18 protein-coding genes are annotated in these 17,198 nt (G+C 41.1%); 7 read left to right on the forward strand and 11 right to left on the reverse strand.

All coding sequences use genetic code 11. The features are described from left to right. Positions 1-112: 112 nt before the first annotated feature. Positions 113-418, reverse strand: coding sequence for a hypothetical protein (locus BuS5_RS15710; protein WP_274427801.1), 306 nt, complete (start codon positions 416-418; stop codon positions 113-115). 738 nt (positions 419-1,156) lie between these two features. Here BuS5_RS15710 and BuS5_RS15715 point away from each other — a divergent pair. The 6 genes from BuS5_RS15715 (at position 1,157) to BuS5_RS15740 (ending at position 7,799) form a co-directional block, all read left to right on the forward strand. After that, positions 1,157-2,518, forward strand: coding sequence for a transposase (locus BuS5_RS15715; RefSeq protein ID WP_274427802.1), 1,362 nt, complete (start codon positions 1,157-1,159; stop codon positions 2,516-2,518). A 70-nt stretch (positions 2,519-2,588) separates the two neighbouring features. Next, positions 2,589-3,140, forward strand: a complete 552-nt coding sequence (locus BuS5_RS15720; protein ID WP_027353619.1) for a hypothetical protein — start codon at positions 2,589-2,591, stop codon at positions 3,138-3,140. Positions 3,141-3,339: 199 nt separating this feature from the next. Continuing rightward, positions 3,340-4,158 carry an indole-3-glycerol phosphate synthase TrpC gene (gene trpC / locus BuS5_RS15725; protein WP_027353620.1) on the forward strand — a complete coding sequence of 273 codons (819 nt, stop codon included), beginning with the start codon at positions 3,340-3,342 and terminating at the stop codon, positions 4,156-4,158. Continuing rightward, the gene (locus tag BuS5_RS15730; protein ID WP_035265032.1) at positions 4,142-4,813 is read left to right on the forward strand and encodes a phosphoribosylanthranilate isomerase; all 672 of its coding nucleotides are present in this window, start codon (positions 4,142-4,144) and stop codon (positions 4,811-4,813) included. Before trpC ends, BuS5_RS15730 begins: the two co-directional genes overlap by 17 nt. Before the next feature lie 80 nt (positions 4,814-4,893). Beyond that, positions 4,894-5,685 (forward strand): 3-hydroxy-5-phosphonooxypentane-2,4-dione thiolase, encoded by a 792-nt coding sequence (gene lsrF, locus BuS5_RS15735; protein ID WP_027353621.1) that lies wholly within the window; start codon positions 4,894-4,896, stop codon positions 5,683-5,685. A gap of 8 nt (positions 5,686-5,693) precedes the next feature. Further along, positions 5,694-7,799: a bifunctional aldolase/short-chain dehydrogenase gene (locus BuS5_RS15740; protein WP_027353622.1), complete on the forward strand. Its 2,106-nt coding sequence runs from the start codon at positions 5,694-5,696 to the stop codon at positions 7,797-7,799. Positions 7,800-7,866: 67 nt separating this feature from the next. Here the strand turns inward: BuS5_RS15740 and BuS5_RS15745 are convergent, their stop codons facing one another. Both BuS5_RS15745 and waaC read right to left on the reverse strand, forming a co-directional pair. After that, a complete protein-coding gene (locus tag BuS5_RS15745; protein ID WP_027353623.1) occupies positions 7,867-8,643 on the reverse strand; it encodes a type III pantothenate kinase in 777 nt (258 codons plus the stop codon). Positions 8,644-9,005: 362 nt separating this feature from the next. Next, positions 9,006-10,073, reverse strand: coding sequence for a lipopolysaccharide heptosyltransferase I (gene waaC / locus BuS5_RS15750; RefSeq protein ID WP_338000291.1), 1,068 nt, complete (start codon positions 10,071-10,073; stop codon positions 9,006-9,008). A 139-nt stretch (positions 10,074-10,212) separates the two neighbouring features. On the opposite strand from waaC, the gene epmA reads away from it, so the two are divergent. Beyond that, positions 10,213-11,118: an EF-P lysine aminoacylase EpmA gene (epmA, locus tag BuS5_RS15755; protein WP_035265058.1), complete on the forward strand. Its 906-nt coding sequence runs from the start codon at positions 10,213-10,215 to the stop codon at positions 11,116-11,118. A gap of 57 nt (positions 11,119-11,175) precedes the next feature. Here epmA and BuS5_RS15760 read toward each other — a convergent pair whose 3' ends face one another. The 8 genes from BuS5_RS15760 to BuS5_RS15795 all read right to left on the reverse strand — a co-directional run bounded on the left by BuS5_RS15760 (position 11,176) and on the right by BuS5_RS15795 (position 17,122). Continuing rightward, positions 11,176-11,361 (reverse strand): YjfB family protein, encoded by a 186-nt coding sequence (locus BuS5_RS15760; RefSeq protein ID WP_027353626.1) that lies wholly within the window; start codon positions 11,359-11,361, stop codon positions 11,176-11,178. A 318-nt stretch (positions 11,362-11,679) separates the two neighbouring features. Beyond that, positions 11,680-12,228, reverse strand: coding sequence for a pyruvate kinase alpha/beta domain-containing protein (locus BuS5_RS15765; protein WP_027353627.1), 549 nt, complete (start codon positions 12,226-12,228; stop codon positions 11,680-11,682). 32 nt (positions 12,229-12,260) lie between these two features. Beyond that, positions 12,261-12,809 carry a pyruvate kinase alpha/beta domain-containing protein gene (locus BuS5_RS15770; protein ID WP_027353628.1) on the reverse strand — a complete coding sequence of 183 codons (549 nt, stop codon included), beginning with the start codon at positions 12,807-12,809 and terminating at the stop codon, positions 12,261-12,263. Between the two features lie 21 nt (positions 12,810-12,830). After that, complete coding sequence (locus tag BuS5_RS15775; protein WP_027353629.1) at positions 12,831-13,820, reverse strand: hypothetical protein; 990 nt, start codon at positions 13,818-13,820, stop codon at positions 12,831-12,833. A 4-nt stretch (positions 13,821-13,824) separates the two neighbouring features. Beyond that, positions 13,825-14,472, reverse strand: coding sequence for a dTMP kinase (tmk, locus tag BuS5_RS15780; RefSeq protein WP_027353630.1), 648 nt, complete (start codon positions 14,470-14,472; stop codon positions 13,825-13,827). Between the two features lie 12 nt (positions 14,473-14,484). Continuing rightward, positions 14,485-15,435: a 3'-5' exoribonuclease YhaM family protein gene (locus BuS5_RS15785; protein ID WP_035265060.1), complete on the reverse strand. Its 951-nt coding sequence runs from the start codon at positions 15,433-15,435 to the stop codon at positions 14,485-14,487. After that, positions 15,432-16,199, reverse strand: a complete 768-nt coding sequence (surE, locus tag BuS5_RS15790) for a 5'/3'-nucleotidase SurE (protein ID WP_027353631.1) — start codon at positions 16,197-16,199, stop codon at positions 15,432-15,434. The genes BuS5_RS15785 and surE overlap by 4 nt, the downstream gene beginning before the upstream one ends. Beyond that, on the reverse strand, positions 16,196-17,122 hold the full coding sequence (locus tag BuS5_RS15795) for a TIGR01212 family radical SAM protein (protein WP_027353632.1): 927 nt from the start codon (positions 17,120-17,122) through the stop codon (positions 16,196-16,198). Before BuS5_RS15795 ends, surE begins: the two co-directional genes overlap by 4 nt. Positions 17,123-17,198 lie beyond the last annotated feature (76 nt).

Raw genomic sequence — 17,198 nt, forward strand, 5'->3', positions numbered from 1 at the left:
CCCAGCTTTTTATACTTCTCCTTCGAACTAACCGCTTTAAGATTGGGGTGTCCAAAAACTCAGTTTTGTGGCTACTTTTTTTGCTCAACTTTTGGCCCTATCATGAGTGCGATTAATATCTTGGCACATTGTTGGGGTCATGAAATGCAGCATTAAAATTATCTTCCCCAACCAAATCCCGGCATTCTTTGCACTCCTGCCATATCCCTGAATGGCTGTTATTGTAATGAAAATAGCAGAGACTCTCGTACTCGTGATGATATTGGCAATAATCTCCACCTTTTATAGATGCAAAAGAAGTGTCACAGCAAATCCATTGGTCACAACATTTTGTTTTTATTAAAGGAACAGAATCGTTTCCACAAAAGCTACAATGTTTGCCAGGGATTATTTTTGCTTGCAACCTATCATATGTCATTCAGGCACCTTCAATATTTTCAGTAAAATTTGCGTAGACCATAACAAAATGCCGTCAATAATTCAAGATTGCTGATTGAAAAAAATCATTATTCCCTATATATTCAAATATTTTAACCAAAAAGATGGCTATTGCTATGAGTAAAGTTTCAAAATTAAAAAAAAGTAGAACTGCCTGGAAAGACAAAGCAGTTGATCGTACTCGTATAATTAAGTATCAGAAAGCTGAGCTGAAACGTACTAAAAATGGGGTCTTTTCAGCGAAAAGTTGCAAAATACTGTAACGCTCATTCGGACTGAATTCAGCAACCAAATTTTGTCCCAAAGGCGGGATAGGCGGGGTATTCATAAGATTTTCAGGGCAGGGTACGGCTGCGGAATACCTTCCCTAAAACCGTTACAATATTTTGTCAGCATGGGCGTTACACTATTTGAATCTTACCATCCGGGTCAAAAAATATTCCACAATGAATCATATTGAATTTACATGGCAATCACGATTCCATGATCACATTATCCGAAACGAAAAATCATTTAACGAAATAACAGAATATGTTAAAAACAATCCGTAAAAATGGGAAAATGATAAATTTTATGCGGTGGGCAACCGTAGAGACGCAAAATTTTGCGTCTCTACTTAATACTCAAGTTTTCGAAAAATAATAGTAGACAAAATTAACAAAACGTGTCAAAATAGTTTGGTTCATTTTTTTTCTCACATATACATCAAGGAGAACAAATGAAAATTCCATGTGCCAAACGGCTTGGTTTTGTTGTAAGTGGTCTCTCTTTTCTTCAACCCGCACTGACGAATGCCCAGATGTATGACTTTACCTTGGTTGCTACAGCATTAATATTAGGGTCACGTCTACATCTTACTGAAATTAGCTGTATGTTGCTGAAAGAGAAAGCAGTGAGCACACTTTCCTATCTTTTTTCGAATGCAAAAATTTGTACAGATGAATTGCAAATGCTCTATTTGCTTCAGACACTCAACACATACAAAATTTCTCATGGCTATTTCATCATAGATGATACCATGAAACATCATACCAAATTTTGTAAATGGATTCATGGTGTTTTCATATTGTTCGATCATGCACTTGGAACCAATTTAAAAGCAACTTGCATTGTTTTCCTCTATTATAGTGATGGGGCACTTATCAAATTCCCCATTGCTTTTCGAGTATATCACAAGGGAACCGGTACTCTTATGCCTTGGCAACGCGGTAAACGGTGTGACTGCATAACCAAATATGATCTTGCAGTAGAAATGATGGAGTGGGCCATATTAAAAGGGTTTCCAAAGTGTATTGTTCTTGCCGACTCCTGGTTTGGAATATCGCCATTTATCAAGGAGCTTAATCGGCTTAATCTTGACTATGTGCTTGAGATAAAAGCTAATCTCAAGATAAGAGAATCATGCAAAGAACCAAAGTTAACTCCAAAGGGACGATTAGCAAAATATCAATACGATCTTGTTGGATTAGCAAAATATTTTGAAAAAATAACAACCTTTGTTCGTTGTGGATTTCCTGCCGACCCGGAAACAGGTCAAAAGGAAAAAGCACTTTACATAACCAAGGCTTCAACAGTTCGCTTGAATGCCATACCTGGCAAACATCGAATAGTTGAAAGTCACGACCCTGCCACTCAAACCATCAAGTATCTCCTCACCAATTGTCTCACCTGGGAAGCCACCAAAATCATTTCTGTTTATAGCCACCGCTGGGTTATTGAGGAGTTTTTCAAGAATGCAAAGCAGTTGTCCGATATGGAGGGAGCCACTATCAGGAGTGAACAAGGCGCAACACTAGCGTTGTACCTGGTGTCCTGGATTGACTTCCTCCTCCATTTGGAGAATTACAAGCAATGCACTGTTGGAAAACTGCCAAAGGAACCATTAACGATTCCTTCAATAGTTCGCCGAGCGCAAAACGAAAATTTGGAAGCGTTTGTCTTGCGAGTACAATCCGATGAGGATTTCGTTAACAAACTGGTTGAATTCAGCAGGGCTAACATGAACCGCAATCGTAAGAAATACAAAGAGTTAGTTGTTATTAATGGGGATGTTACTGCTCCTATAAAAAAGGCCGCATAGCAAAAAATATGCCAGATGTCAATTTTTACAGGAACTATTTTTCGAAAACTTGAGTTAATAAGGAAAATAAATGGCTAAGTGTTCAATATGCAATTCAAGAAAAGGGAAAAGGCGGTGCTTAATCGCCGGTGGTCTCGTTTGCAGCTTGTGCTGTGGAAATACAAGAAAACCTGAGACATGTTCGGAATGTGGTTTCTATAAGAAACCAAAAAGAAAATATAATGACGTTCCCGCATATTCAGTATCCGAAATGGATGGCAATATGGAACTTGAATCATATGGAAACACAGTGGAAGGTGCCTTATGCTCATATGATATAGAAAATGAAAATAAACTAAACGATAGTGATGCAATAAGAATCATTGAATTGCTCATTGATATATATCATTTTAAAGATCAGCAAATGGACACAGACAGCCAGGTAATTGCAAATGGAGTTACTTACGTTAAAGATGCCATGATAAGTGACTTGAAAGATGTAGACAATGAGATAATCGTAAAAATTTTGGGAGTAATTCGATTTGTTGCTAAACGAAGAACTAAGATTGGAAGAGAGTATATGAAGATAATCCATCAATATGTTGGGCCGCGCATTGGTGATCTCCCTATTTTACAGCGATAAATGAGAAAGGCGTATTGTAATACTACGACGACCGATAAAGCAGTGAAATTATTTATGTAACAATCTATATGCATAACAAGTAGAGACGCAAAATTTTGCGTCTCTGCAACAACCACACAACCATTTGATGCAATCGCCCTGGATTAAAAAGCATCCTCTATTGACACTTCTATTTCCATGCATTAAAGTTGCCCGCATAATGACTTCAAATTTTTTAAATATAATAGTAAATAATAAACAGGAAGAGATTAAAAGCATTAAAAAAATTGTTCCTGAAGAGACAGCCCGGGTTAAAGCCTTATCAAGATCAGGTGCGCCCAGGGAAAAACGGAGTTTTTTTAATAATCTTGCTCAGCCCGGACCAGCAGGTATAAATATTATTGCTGAGATTAAACGGGCATCCCCTTCCAAAGGGCTTATTGCCCCTGATCTTAATCCTGTTGACCTGGCTAAGGAATATGAACAGGGAGGAGCGGCAGCCATCTCTGTTTTAACGGAAAAAAATTATTTTAAGGGGAGTCTCGATGATTTAATCAGGGCCAGGGAATCAACGAATTTACCTGTGCTGCGCAAAGATTTTATTATATCTTCTTACCAGATCTATGAATCGGCCGCTATTGGAGCGGATGCGGTTCTTCTTATAGTTCGCATTTTATCCGGCGAACAACTTAAGGATTATTTAAGTCTGTGCAGAGAACTTGGTCTGGATGCGCTTGTGGAAATCCACTCAGAAAAAGATCTTGAGAATGCTTCTGTTTCCGGCGCTCGGCTTATTGGAATAAACAACAGGAATCTTAGTTCTTTTGAAACTGATTTATCTATTGCCGTCCGCCTGGTATCAATGCTTGCCCCCGGTCAGATACCGATTGCTGCAAGTGGAATAAAAGATAGAATAGATATTGAAAAAAATTTAGAAGCGGGAATTAACAATTTCTTGATTGGAGAAAGCCTGGTAAGGGCAAAAAAGGCTTCTGATTTTATTAAGTCATTACTATGGACAAATGATTATCGAGAATAGAAACCATCCCCAGGTCAAGGTCTGCGGTCTGACTGATGTTAAAGAGGCCGTTGAAACGGCATCATTGGGTGCAGATGCCATCGGTCTCGTATTTTTTAACAAAAGCCCGAGAAATCTATCCTTACATCAGGCCAAAGAAATATCTTCCGCCTTGCCTGATGATATTGCCACCGTCGGCGTATTTGTTAATGAATCTTATGCAGGAATTATGCGTATTGTTGAATCTTGCCGCCTAAATGCCGTTCAACTGCATGGGAAAGAGGCTCCTGATCTTGTTAAACGCCTTGCAAAAGAAGATTTAAAGGTCATCAAGGCTCTCTTTGTTAAAAGGGAACCTTCTATTAATGCAATTGATAATTACGACGCATCCGCATATCTGGTGGAATGCGGCCGGGGAGCGCTGCCCGGAGGGAATGCTTTGACCTGGAACTGGAGCGAGGCGCGGGATGTTGGAAAAAAACATCCTTTGATTCTGGCCGGAGGACTTACACCTGGTAATGTGGCTGAAGCAATAGAGTCCGGGATGCCGGATGCTGTAGATGTAAGTTCCGGAGTGGAAGCATCTCCAGGCAAAAAAGATCTATCAAAGGTTAAATCGTTTATTGCAACGGTTTCATGTTGTGAAGTAATAAAAAAGGTTAAAAGGATTTTTTAACCTATATATTGTCAGGTATAGACCGTCAGATAATTACCTGATTTTAAAATTTGGCACAAAACCAGAGGGAGGAAGGGATTATGGATTGGGGAATGAAAAATCGTTTGGGCAGGCTTATAAAACCGGACGGACACTGTATGTTTCTGCCTATTGATCATGGTTATTTTCAAGGTCCGACAACTAAATTGGAAAAACCGGGTGATACAATCAAACCCCTGGTTCCTTATGCAGACGGGCTTTTTGTAACACGCGGGGTACTAAGGGCATGTGTTGATCCTGAAAACAGTCCGCCCTTGATACTCAGAATGTCCGGGGGTTCCAGTGTAATAGGCAAGGATCTGGCCCATGAAGCTATAACCACATCCATACAGGAGGCCATCAGACTTAACGTGGCCGCCGTTGGGATGTCCATCTTCGTTGGCAGTGATTATGAATATGATTCGCTTGTAAACTTGGGCAAACTTGTGAATGAATGCGAGGATTATGGTATCCCTGTAATGGCTGTAACCGCGGTTGGAAAGGAACTTAAAAAAAGAGATGCGCGATATCTTAGTTTATGTTGCAGAATTGCCTCAGAATTCGGAGCAAAAGTGATAAAGACCTACTGGTGCGAGGATTTTGACAAGGTCGTTAATGGGTGCCCGGTTCCGGTAGTCATGGCCGGCGGCCCAAAATGTGAAACAGAACAGGAAGTTTTTGAATTTGTTTATGACGGCATGACAAGGGGAGCAATTGGTCTGACTCTGGGAAGGAATGTCTGGCAGCATGAATATCCGGTACCCATGATAAAGGCCCTGCGCGCAATAATTCACGCGGACGCGGATGTAAAAGACGCTGCCGATATTTATCAGGAAGAAAAAGGTAAATTGTAAAAGGCATCATGAAAAATCTTTTTGATATTGAACAGAGCCTGGTCTTTATAAGTAATTTTTCAAAATATCCTGAAGATCTGGCTTTAAGAGTTTACACCTCCCGTCTTTTGGGAAGCAATAGAAATCTGGTTCTTCACGGAGGCGGAAACACTTCCGTGAAGACCATACTGCCTGATATAACCGGAGCGGACAGAAAAGTTATATTTGTAAAGGGAAGCGGCGCCGATCTGAAAACTGTTGCTCCCGAAGGATTTACAGGACTGAATCTGGAACCACTGCGCAAACTGTGTTCCCTGAAAAATCTCTCGGAAGATGATATGGATAATCAATTGCGAATACACAGGATATTGGCAGATTCTCCCGATCCTTCTGTTGAAACCGTAGTGCATGCCTTTTTGCCGCATAAATATATAGACCATACCCATGCCGACTCCATTCTTATTCTGACCAACAGTGTAAATGGACCTGCAATGCTGAAAGAGGCGCTGGGTTCTGGTATAGCTGTAATTCCATACATTATGTCAGGTTTTCCTTTGGCTAAATCTATTCTGGCTGCATATAAAAAAAATCCTGACATAGAAGCTGTGGTAGTAATGAACCATGGGATTTTTACTTTTAGCGAAGATGCCGAAACAGCCTACAATAGAATGATCGATTATGTAACCCGGGCGGAAGATTTTATTATGGAACGGGTGAGAGATAAACCCGTCATGAGCTTTCCCGAGCCTGTGCCGGTTCACAAAAATCCGGAAGCAGCCCTGGCCAGGCTTGCCCAGTCGATCAGGGGTGCTTGTACATATGGGGTTGATGGAGGAAAGAGGCGTTTTTTTGTTGAATTAAGAAATAATTCCCAAATGGTGGGAGCCTCCTGTTCAAAAGAGGCGGAAGCTTTATGCCTAACCGGAGTCTTGACGCCTGACCATGTAATCCGCACAAAGAACAGAATGGTATATATTGACTCTGTTCCTGATAAGGATGACAATCTCAGGACTTATCTTGATAAGATAATCGGTTCTTATAAAGAGGATTACCATCATTATTTCATTACTCAGTCCGGGAAAAAAGATGCCAAGCGCAAAGAACTGGATCCTTTTCCACGGCTCATCCTGGTATCCGGTCTGGGACTGATTGCATTAGGATACACAAAAACAGATGCAGTTATAGCAGCAGATATTGGTGAACAGACCATTAAGGCCAAATTGTACGCTAATATTATCGGAGATTATTTGCCCATATCCGATTCTCATCTTTTTGATATGGAATACTGGCCATTACAATTGAAAAAAATAAAAAAACGATCAATAACTATTCTCGAAGGTCAGACGGCCCTGGTAACAGGCGCCGGAGGCGCCATAGGTTTCGGCATAGCAAGGCAGTTACTCAAAGCCGGCGCGGCAGTTGTACTTTCCGATATTGATGAGCAAAGCCTTATTAAAGTTCGCTCCATCCTGTCGGAAGAATTTGATTATAACAGGATTGAAATTCAAATTTTTGATGTTACAAATTATCCGTCCGTTCAAGACGCCTTTGTTGAAATCAGCCTGAAATTCGGAGGGATAGACATTCTTGTTCCAAATGCCGGGGTTGCACATGTCGCCACCATTGAGGATCTGGAACCGGACAGATTCGATAAGGTAATTGATGTAAATCTCAAAGGCACTTTTAATGTTATAAAAGCTGCGATTCCTGTTTTTAAAAGGCAGAATACCGGCGGCAATATAGTTGTTATAAGTTCAAAAAATGTATTTGACCCCGGAGCGGCATTCGGCGCTTACAGTGCATCCAAGGCCGGAGCTCATCAAATTTCCAAAATAGCTGCCATGGAACTTGCATCAATAGGTGTTAAAGTAAACATGATAAACCCTGATGCTGTTTTTGGAGATAATGATATTTCGTCAAAATTATGGGATCTTATAGGCCCGGACAGGATGAAATCGAGGGGCCTGGATTCTGAAGGATTAAAAGAATACTACAGAAACAGGAATTTATTAAAACAATCGGTTACAGCGGAACATGTTGGAAATGCGGTTGTCTTTTTTGCCGGCGACCAGACGCCCACAACCGGCGCATCCCTGCCGGTGGATGGGGGGATTGTGGCAGCATTTCCCAGATAGGAAGGGGTCGGGTCTTCATTCTTGACAGATTTATGATTTTTATACATCAAATGAACTTATTCATCTGTCAAGAATGAAGACCTGACCCCTTCCCGATTAAACATAACCCCTCCAGGGTAAGATCCGGTTCAACCGTTTTAATAATTTCACAGACATCCAGCATTAATGTCGCCAGGCCTCCGGTAGCAATTACCATCGGGGTTTTATCCATTTCTTCCCCTATCAACCTGACCATACCATCCACAAGACAGGCATATCCGTATATAATCCCTGATTCCATGCTGCTTACAGTATCAGTTCCTATAACCACTTCAGGAGGATCCGAGAGCTCAAACCGCGGCAGTTGAGACGCATTTAAAAAAAGCGCTTCCGCAGCAGTCTTGATTCCCGGGCTGATAGCGCCCCCAAGATATTCACCATTTCCGGAAACGGCATCAAAAGTCGTCGCTGTGCCGAAATCTATTACAATCAGATCTGTTCCGTATTTATTAAATGCGGCCACGGCGTTCACAATTCTGTCCGCGCCTATTGCAGCCGGCTCCCTGTAAAGAACTGTAAGATTTGGGGCTGAGCTTGCATCAACCCATAAAGGAGAACAGGCAAAACATTTATAACAAAAAGAATCGATGGTTATACCTATGGAAGGCACAACTGATGAAACAACGACTTCTTTAATATCAGCAAAGCTTATCCCGCTTTTTTCAAAAAAAACGGCCATCCGTGTTTGAAATTCATCTTCAGTGGAATCTTTTTCAGTTCTGAACCGCCATTTTACTTTCAGTTTGTCACCCTCAAAGATACCTGCTACAATATTTGTATTTCCCACATCTATAGCAAGCAGCATAAATCAATAGTCCTTAGGCAATGTAATGGAACAACTTAAAAAATTAATACGACCCCATAAACTTAAAATATATATTAGCTGCCCCAAAAAAGGCAACCCAAGAAAGCATGTAGATGTATGCCGAAAATGCAAACAAAAAAATAAATGTGTATCATATCAGAATTATCTGCAACCAGGCCTGTTTAAATAAGAACTAAGGGAACTTACAAAAAATAATCTACGCATCCTGCTTGCCTTTTTGTCCGTCTTCTACGTTGCGGTAACAGTTGTATAGTTCACTATGCAACTGTTACCACGCCTTGAAGACGAACAAAAATTCTGCACGATATACGTAGATTATTTCCTTCCAGTTCCCTAAAAAATCATGCTGATTTTTCAATTTCAAGAACAGCAGAGACTGCAGACAGGACCTGATCCACGGATATGTTTCGCATGCAGTCTACAGAATTGCATTTACGCTTAAAACATGGGCTGCATTCCAATTCTGCCCGCACGACCTGATGCATGGAACCAAATGGGCCTGTGCGCCATGGCGCGGTCGGTCCGAAAATAGCAACTACAGGTGTTCCGGTTGCAGCAGCTACATGCATCGGGCCAGTATCTGTTGAAATAACCAGGTCAGCCTGCTCAAAGACTGCGGCCAGCATTTTTAATGTGGTTTTTCCGGCCAGGTTAGCAGCTTTTGTTTGCATGTGGGAAATTATATCTTCAATAACAGGTAGATCATCCCTGCTTCCTGTAAATATTATTTCCGCCCCATAATCATTGACCAGACTGTCGCCTAATTCTGCAAATTTTTTATTATCCCATAATTTTGTTTCCCATTTGGCCACCGGGTTAACAGATACTACAGGTTTTGATCCGCTAAGACCGGTTGTTTTTAAAAGATCAGCTGTTTTTTCTATATCCTCCTTAAACACCGGCAGATCATATTGAATCTTTTGAGATTTAATCCCCAGGGAGTCAAGCAGCATTAAACTCCTTAAGATAGCATGGTTATTCATATCGACCGGCGGGATCCGTTCATTCAGGAATGTGTAGCTATGCTCCATATGTTCCATGCCTTTTCCATATCCTGCTTTGCGTTTGCCTTTTGCCAGGGCAACCAGAATCCCGCTTTTCATAAGAGTCTGAAAATCGATTATCAAATCATATTTTGTATCACGCAGCTCTTTAACAAAATTTAACAATTCATGAAAATTTTCTAAAACCGATGCGCTAAAAAGCCCTTTAATCCATTTTTTCCGTTTGGAAACAATAACCCGGTCAAGCGCCCGATGGCCCTTGACAAAATCCGATGCGGCTTCTTCTACCAACCATGTAATTTTAGCCGCAGGATATCTTTTTCGTAATGCGTTTAAAGAAGGAAGAGTGTGAATCACATCTCCGATGGCGCTTAATTTAACAATAAGTATATTAATTTTCTTAATCCTTGGAAATTACTTTACGAATGATTATAAAGAAATATTTACTATGTAAATTTTGTTCCAGGCAAGGGTTAACTGTCAACGGTTCCTTTAATAGGTTGCCGATTAACCTGTTGTCAATATATTGTTTTTATCAAATACTATGCCCAAGCTTAAAAAACACCTGAAATTGCGGGCTGATATAATCAGATCCGCGCGCAGTTTTTTTTATAACAAAGGCTATCTGGAGGTAGAGACCCCGTTAAGGATACCTGCGCCTGCGCCGGAAACATTTATAGATGCCGTTGAAACAGGCGATTTTTTTCTGCAGGCCTCACCTGAATTATGCATGAAGCGGCTGCTATCTTCCGGGTATAAGCGTATATTTCAAATATGCCGATGTTTCCGGCAAGCTGAACGAGGCGAAAAACATCTGCCTGAATTCACCATGCTCGAATGGTATACAGCTAACAGCAATTACCTGGATATGATGGAGCAGTGTGAAGATTTAATAAGAAAAATCACCCGGAATACCGGATTTGGAGGGCAGATTAAATATCAAGGTAAAAAAATTTCTTTAGCGCACCCATGGGATCGTATGAGTGTAGCCCAGGCCTTTGAAAAATTTTCTTCAGTGTCGATGCAGACGGCACTTGAACAAGACAGGCTTGATGAAATCATTGGGCTGGAAATAGAACCAAACCTTGGCCTCGAAAAGCCCCTTTTTCTTTATGATTATCCCGCGTCCTCCGGCGCCCTCGCAAAGCTGAAACCTGATAATAGCAATTTCGCAGAACGTTTTGAGCTCTATATAAGTGGAATCGAATTATGCAATGCTTTCAGCGAACTCACCGATCCTGACGAGCAGAGAGAAAGATTTGAACATGAAATAAGAGTGCGCCGCTTATCAGGAAAAAAAGAATACCCCATGCCTGGTAAATTTCTCGATGCCTTGCATTTCATGCCTGAAGCTTCCGGTAATGCCCTTGGGGTAGACAGACTTGTAATGCTGTTTGCCGACACGGCTGAAATCGATGATGTTGTGGCTTTTACGCCTGAAGATTTATAGACTCTCCCTAAACAGGTCTTGCTGTTGTCTTACTGACAAAACCGGAGAATATAGATTCTATGTGAACAAATCTATATTTTGACCCAAAAAAGGATCATCCGATTTTGTATTTTCAACCTCTCGACCATGGTTGCCAATTCCTAACGCTTGTTCTTCTTTTTGATTTAAAGACTTATCCAAAACGCTTGGTCCGACATCTCGTATGACGTTAGACTGTGCCACACTTACAGTATTTATCTCCATAATATTCTCCTTTTATGTTCAGGGAGAGAATATGTATTCTTTATCGGCATAAAACAAAAAAACTTTAACGAATAATGAATATCCGGGCAATAAGGAGAACATGGAGCTTATGGCAAAAAAATTTAAAAAAACAGCCTTAGGAACGTGGACGAAATAACTCATCGTTTTCGCATCCCTGCTTCAGGCCATCTTCAGCCGATCCTCAATCACAAAATCCTCGACGTAGCCCTGCTATGCCTGCGGTTTTGTTCAATCTGATCGACTAAACCTGACCTAAATCAGGGCGCTAATTCCAATGATTTATTTATTTCCAGCCCCTTAACAAGAAGCCGGTTTACATACTACTTCCCTTATCTTTAGATCAAAAAAAGACGACTGATGGGCCGGTTTTAAAATCAGGGCTGTATCTGCGCCCTTTACCGATCCGCCTATAGATACTATATCGTTTCCGGAAAGCGCCCCCGAGTCTGCCGCCATTACTGATATCTCCACCGCTACTTTGGTGCCCTGGCCGAACAGCTTCAAGGTATCTGCGACAAGAAGCACAGGAAGTGAGCCGGAATATTTTTTTGCTATTGATTTTTCCACGCCTGACAGTGCATGGGAAGCGGAAAGAACATTAACACCTTTTCCCTCCAAATCCTTTTTAACATTATCCGCCATTACACTTTTAAAAGGTTCCTTAGCACCACAGTGAATAGTCACAGAGGTAATTCTGAAACCGGAAAATACTTCCAAAGCCTTGTAAGCGGTATCTCCTGTTGTAGAAGCAATGACCAATTCATCTATACCAAGTTCTTTTGCTCTTTCACAGGCGAGTTTAAGCGTCTGTTCAGTATTTACTGCTCCCTTTTGATTGAAATACATAAACGGCCTCCTTTCCGTTATTGGTATCCGGTTCAACAAGAACTCGGTTTACATACTACTTCCCTTATCTTTAGATCAAAAAAAGACGACTGATGGGCCGGTTTTAAAATCAAGGCTGTATCCGAGCCCTTTGCCGATCCGCCTATGGATACTATATCGTTTCCGGAAAGCACACCCGAATCTGCCGCCATTACTGATATCTCCACCGCTACTTTGGTGCCCTGGCCGAACAGCTTCAAGGTATCTGCGATAAGAAGCACAGGAAGTGATCCGGAATATTTTTTTGCTATTGATCTTTCCACGCCCGACAGCGCATGGGTTGCGGAAATAACCTTAACACCTTTTTCCTCCAAATCCTTTCTAACATTATCCGCCATCACGCTCTTAAAAGGTTCTTTAAAACCGCAGTGATAAGTTACAGAGGTAATCTTGAAACCTGAAAAGACTTCCACAGCCTTGTAAGCGGTATCTCCTGTTGTAGAAGCGATGACAAGTTCATTTATGCCAAGTTCTTTTGCTCTTTCACAGGCAAGTTTAAGCGTCTGTTCCGTATTTACATCTCCCTTTTGATTAAAATACATAAATAGCCTCCTTTATTTAATTTATGATCTATTTTGAGATCTTTGAAAGAGCCCCAATATGGTATTCCTCACCTTTTTTCTTTCTTCGACCAGGTCTATTCCGGAAATGTCAATATCAGCGCAGCCGGCAAAAAACTCATGGGGCGTTTTATCAGGTATTATATAAAAGGTTAGTCTGTTGGATGTTTCTATTTCCGGATTATCGGTATCTTGCAGGCTCCTGGTTTTCATATGGGGGATAGTTGTTGACGGATCCCACACATTTCTCGCCATATCATCAATTTTGTCTAAAAAACCGTCGGCTTCCGGTTCATAAGCATTAATTGTTAATATCTCCCCGGCGGCGCCGGCCTTATCCGTTAAATATTCGATTGCCTGCCTGCTGGTGGTAATAAACAGAGGCACGCATTCCTGCTCATGCATGAAAAGCCTGGACCACGCGGCAATTCTCTGCTCTATCATAAAATTGCCGGAACTATCCGGGGAAAATTCCTTTGGTTTGTTGTGATCCGCACTATTCTTGTCGGTTCCCATTAGATCGTTTATAAGTTTCTGTTCCAGTTCTTCACACAAAAGTAATTCCTGTCTCATTTCATTATTCTGTTGGTCAAATTCCTGGGCCAAATGAAGAAAGACTCTTGCATTCAAGAGATGGTCTTCTTTCATTTCAGCGGGATTTGACATCCCTTGTTTTATATCTGCCTTTATTTGATTTATTGAGTTCTCATCAAAAAAAGGTATAGTATTACCGGTGAACTTTATTGTATCCATTTCACCACTATTGTGAATATCCCCCCAAGCCTTGAAGTCCTGTATAATGCGTTTGATCAAATCTTCATCGCCGGACACAGGAGTGCGTATACTTATTAAATCAATAGATTCGGCATCATTCATAATGGCCGGATCATTAAGCTTGGATGGATGGTAAACGATAATTTGCCGGAACCATGAATTCAATGCTTCAGCAACAGTGTTATTAATATGTGTATATGGAAAAAATATCGCTTTCATAAATTCAAACCCTCTGCAATAAGGAATTTCCCTCGATCAATGATTCTATTATATCCTGATATATATGATCCTGGTCTTTAGATGCATCAATAATGCGAAACCGCCCAGGTTCACTATGTGCAAGTTCAAGATAGCCGGTCCTGATTTTTTCATGAAAAGCAGAATTCTCATTCTCAAATCTGGTTTCATGATTTTTTCTGGAACCATTATTAATATCGTTCCACGCGCGTTGCAAACCGAGTTCGGGCGCAAGATCCAGGAGAAAGGTGATATCAGGTTTAAGATTATTAAAAATTGTTTCATGTAATTTTTTAATAAGTCCGGTGTTGAGTCCTCGAGTAACGCCTTGATAAACCAGGGTTGCATCAAAGTAACGGTCGCACAAGATGGCTTTGTTGCTGCTTAAAGCCGGCTTTATAATTTCATTAATATGTTGAGCCCGGTCTGCCGTATAAAGAAGAAGTTCGGTCAGAGGCTCCATATCGCTGTTTTGCGGATCAAGCAGAATAGAACGAATATGGCCGCCTATCCTGGTACCGCCGGGTTCACGGGTCATAATGGATTCATAACCGTTATTAATTAAAAATGCATGCAGTCGTTTTACCTGGGTTGTCTTGCCCGCCCCTTCTATGCCCTCAAAAGTAATAAACATAAACAGTAGTTATTATTCCTTTTTCCCTATATAAAAATGACGTCCCAGGAGATTGTGATATGATGTCCAGGCTTCATTCTGATCTGCAGAAGAAATAAAATTGCGAATACCATTAATCTTGGAATCTATCTCATCAACATAATTAAGCAAAACAGCTTCAATTGTCTTGGGCGGCTCCGGCGAACCAAACTCCCTGATGCCGTGATGACTTGCAACCATATGTTTTAAAAGCAGGGCATCTTCTTCGGGGAAATTTTTTATTTGACCGATTTTTTCATCAACCATCTGTATTCCAATAACAATATGATTCAACAGCCGACCCTCATCCGAATAGTCAATCTTTGTCCTGTAATTGAATTCACGTATTTTCCCAATATCATGAAGTATAGCTCCCGCAAGGAGCAGATCCTGATTTATTCCACCGTAATGGCCTGCTATTTTTTCAACCAGAAGCGCCATGGATAATGAATGTTCCAGCAGGCCGCCTATATAGGCATGGTGCATTTTTTTTGCGGCCGGAGCAAGTTTGAACCTGCTGACAAAATCCTGATCGTTCCAGAACGCGTCAAAAAGTCCCTTTAGATAATCAGTCTTGATAGAGGATGTTATTTGTTTTATACGGTCAAACATTTTTTCGATATCATGGCATGTTACAGGTAAAAAATCAGCCGGTTCCACAGAATCTTCAGCAAGATATTCCATGGTCTTTACAACAAGCTGCAAAGAATCCCTGTATTCGACGACATTTCCTTTTACGTGAACAAAATCCCCGGATTTTATACTATTGATGATATTGTCCACATTATCCCATACAACACCTTTTATTTTTCCTGTTTTATCAGACAGAACAACATGCAGAAAATTATTGCCGTCCTTTTTCTGGGCAATATTCTTTTCCGACAACACAAAGAGATCATCCACCTTAACGCCGGAACTTAAATCATTTACAAACTGATTTTTCATTCAATAATCCCGCCAATATCCCATGTTTTTAAATCATCCAGTAATGAATAGTCCGTCATATCACACCTTACAGGGGTTACTGAAATAAAATTATTCAAGACAGCGTTTTCGTCTATCTCCCGGATCTCTATTTCAGCCGGCAGATCACACCCATGCCAGTAGTATGTGCGATTCCTGGTATCGATTCTTTGATCAAAATACTCGTCAAGAGCAGAAGCTCCCTGCCGGCTTATAATAACCCCTTCTGCTTTATCCAGAGGCAGATCAGGGAGGTTGACATTTAGAAAAGTTCCCCTGGGCAATCCGCGCTGCACAATTTTTTCAAATAATTTTTCGGCAAAAACAGCGGCATCGGCATAATGATCCGTTATAAAGCCCTGTACTGAAACGGCCATCGCAGGTATTCCTAACAGGGCCGCCTCCCTGGCAGCCGCTGCAGTGCCTGAATAGTTTATATTTATACCCACATTGGCGCCGGGATTTATTCCGGAAATTACCATATCAGGTTTGTGATCAAGCAATTCCACTATACCGAGCTTGACACAGTCCGCAGGTGTGCCGCTGACGGCATAACCATTTACCTTGCAATGATCATTAATTTTTTTTATTCTAATCGGCGAATAAATTGTTAAACCGTGTCCTACGGCGCTACGTTCCCGATCCGGCGCAATTATCGTGACATCATGTTTTTCAGCAAATCTATCATAAAGCGCCAGGAGTCCTTTTGCATAAATTCCGTCATCATTAGTTAATAATATTTTCATTTTTTTCTTCTTCCGGCAAACTTACCCTGCCGGGAATCTCTTTTTGTCAATATGTCGTTAATCAAAGCAAGAGTTTCCGTTTTTTTAATAGACCAGGCCGGCGCAACCAGTTCTTCAGGGTGAGGATCACCTGTCAGGCGCTGTATCACTATATTAAAAGGTATTTTTTCAAGAAAATCTGCAACGATATTTACATATTCATCCTGCTCAAGGCATCTATATCGTCCTCTATTGTATAGTTTCTCAAGTTTTGTCCCTTTTACAACATATAAAAGATGCAGCTTAATCCCGTCAATACGCATGTCGGACAAAGTTTTGGCGGTCTCCATCATCATCGCACTGGTTTCACCGGGAAGACCCAGGATAATATGAGCACAAATTTTGATATTCCGATTAACAGTTGCATCTACAGCATTTTGAAAAGTTGTAAAATCGTGTCCCCTGTTAATAAAAGAGAGAGTTGCATTATGCGCAGTCTGGAGGCCGTATTCGATCCATATCAACCGGTCCCGAGCATAATCCTGCAAAAGTTCCAGGACCTCCTTGTCCACGCAATCCGGCCTTGTCCCTATTGAAAGCCCCACCACATCCTTGACCGCCAGGGCCTCGCCATAAAGCTGCTCAAGCTTCTCGACCGGGGCATAAGTATTGGTAAAAGACTGAAAATAGGCCATAAATTTTTTTGCCTTATATCTTTTTTCAAGCGCCTGTTTACCCTTACAAAGCTGCTCTGTTATGGAGAGTCCCCGGGAGTGCGCCCCTGTTCCTGAGCCCCTGGCATTGCAATAGATACAGCCCCCCCTTGAAAGCGTGCCGTCCCTGTTCGGGCATGACAAACCGGCATCTATGGAAATTTTCTGCACCCTGCAACCGAATATTTTTCTAAAATATCCGTTTAAATCATTATACCTTTTTTCCACCATAAATATTTATTTGAGCTTGCGCTTCCTGACTTTCACAGCTTAATTTTTTGAAGCGATGATAAAGCTTAATCGCGTC

The sequence above is a fragment of the Desulfosarcina sp. BuS5 genome, from assembly GCF_028752835.1.
In the GTDB taxonomy this organism is placed as follows: Bacteria; Desulfobacterota; Desulfobacteria; order Desulfobacterales; family BuS5; genus BuS5.

Bases quoted from the DNA above. Each gene is read 5' to 3' on its own strand.
- BuS5_RS15760 (WP_027353626.1), bottom strand. From the start codon at position 11,361: ATGGAGATAAATACTGTAAGTGTGGCACAGTCTAACGTCATACGAGAT.
- surE (WP_027353631.1), bottom strand. From the start codon at position 16,199: ATGAAAATATTATTAACTAATGATGACGGAATTTATGCAAAAGGACTC.
- BuS5_RS15775 (WP_027353629.1), bottom strand. From the start codon at position 13,820: ATGAAAGCGATATTTTTTCCATATACACATATTAATAACACTGTTGCT.
- BuS5_RS15770 (WP_027353628.1), bottom strand. From the start codon at position 12,809: ATGTATTTTAATCAAAAGGGAGATGTAAATACGGAACAGACGCTTAAA.
- epmA (WP_035265058.1), top strand. From the start codon at position 10,213: ATGCCCAAGCTTAAAAAACACCTGAAATTGCGGGCTGATATAATCAGA.
- BuS5_RS15710 (WP_274427801.1), bottom strand. From the start codon at position 418: ATGACATATGATAGGTTGCAAGCAAAAATAATCCCTGGCAAACATTGT.
- BuS5_RS15730 (WP_035265032.1), top strand. From the start codon at position 4,142: ATGATTATCGAGAATAGAAACCATCCCCAGGTCAAGGTCTGCGGTCTG.
- BuS5_RS15740 (WP_027353622.1), top strand. From the start codon at position 5,694: ATGAAAAATCTTTTTGATATTGAACAGAGCCTGGTCTTTATAAGTAAT.
- lsrF (WP_027353621.1), top strand. From the start codon at position 4,894: ATGGATTGGGGAATGAAAAATCGTTTGGGCAGGCTTATAAAACCGGAC.
- BuS5_RS15795 (WP_027353632.1), bottom strand. From the start codon at position 17,122: ATGGTGGAAAAAAGGTATAATGATTTAAACGGATATTTTAGAAAAATA.
- BuS5_RS15745 (WP_027353623.1), bottom strand. From the start codon at position 8,643: ATGCTGCTTGCTATAGATGTGGGAAATACAAATATTGTAGCAGGTATC.
- BuS5_RS15720 (WP_027353619.1), top strand. From the start codon at position 2,589: ATGGCTAAGTGTTCAATATGCAATTCAAGAAAAGGGAAAAGGCGGTGC.
- BuS5_RS15715 (WP_274427802.1), top strand. From the start codon at position 1,157: ATGAAAATTCCATGTGCCAAACGGCTTGGTTTTGTTGTAAGTGGTCTC.
- tmk (WP_027353630.1), bottom strand. From the start codon at position 14,472: ATGTTTATTACTTTTGAGGGCATAGAAGGGGCGGGCAAGACAACCCAG.
- BuS5_RS15765 (WP_027353627.1), bottom strand. From the start codon at position 12,228: ATGTATTTCAATCAAAAGGGAGCAGTAAATACTGAACAGACGCTTAAA.
- BuS5_RS15785 (WP_035265060.1), bottom strand. From the start codon at position 15,435: ATGAAAAATCAGTTTGTAAATGATTTAAGTTCCGGCGTTAAGGTGGAT.
- trpC (WP_027353620.1), top strand. From the start codon at position 3,340: ATGACTTCAAATTTTTTAAATATAATAGTAAATAATAAACAGGAAGAG.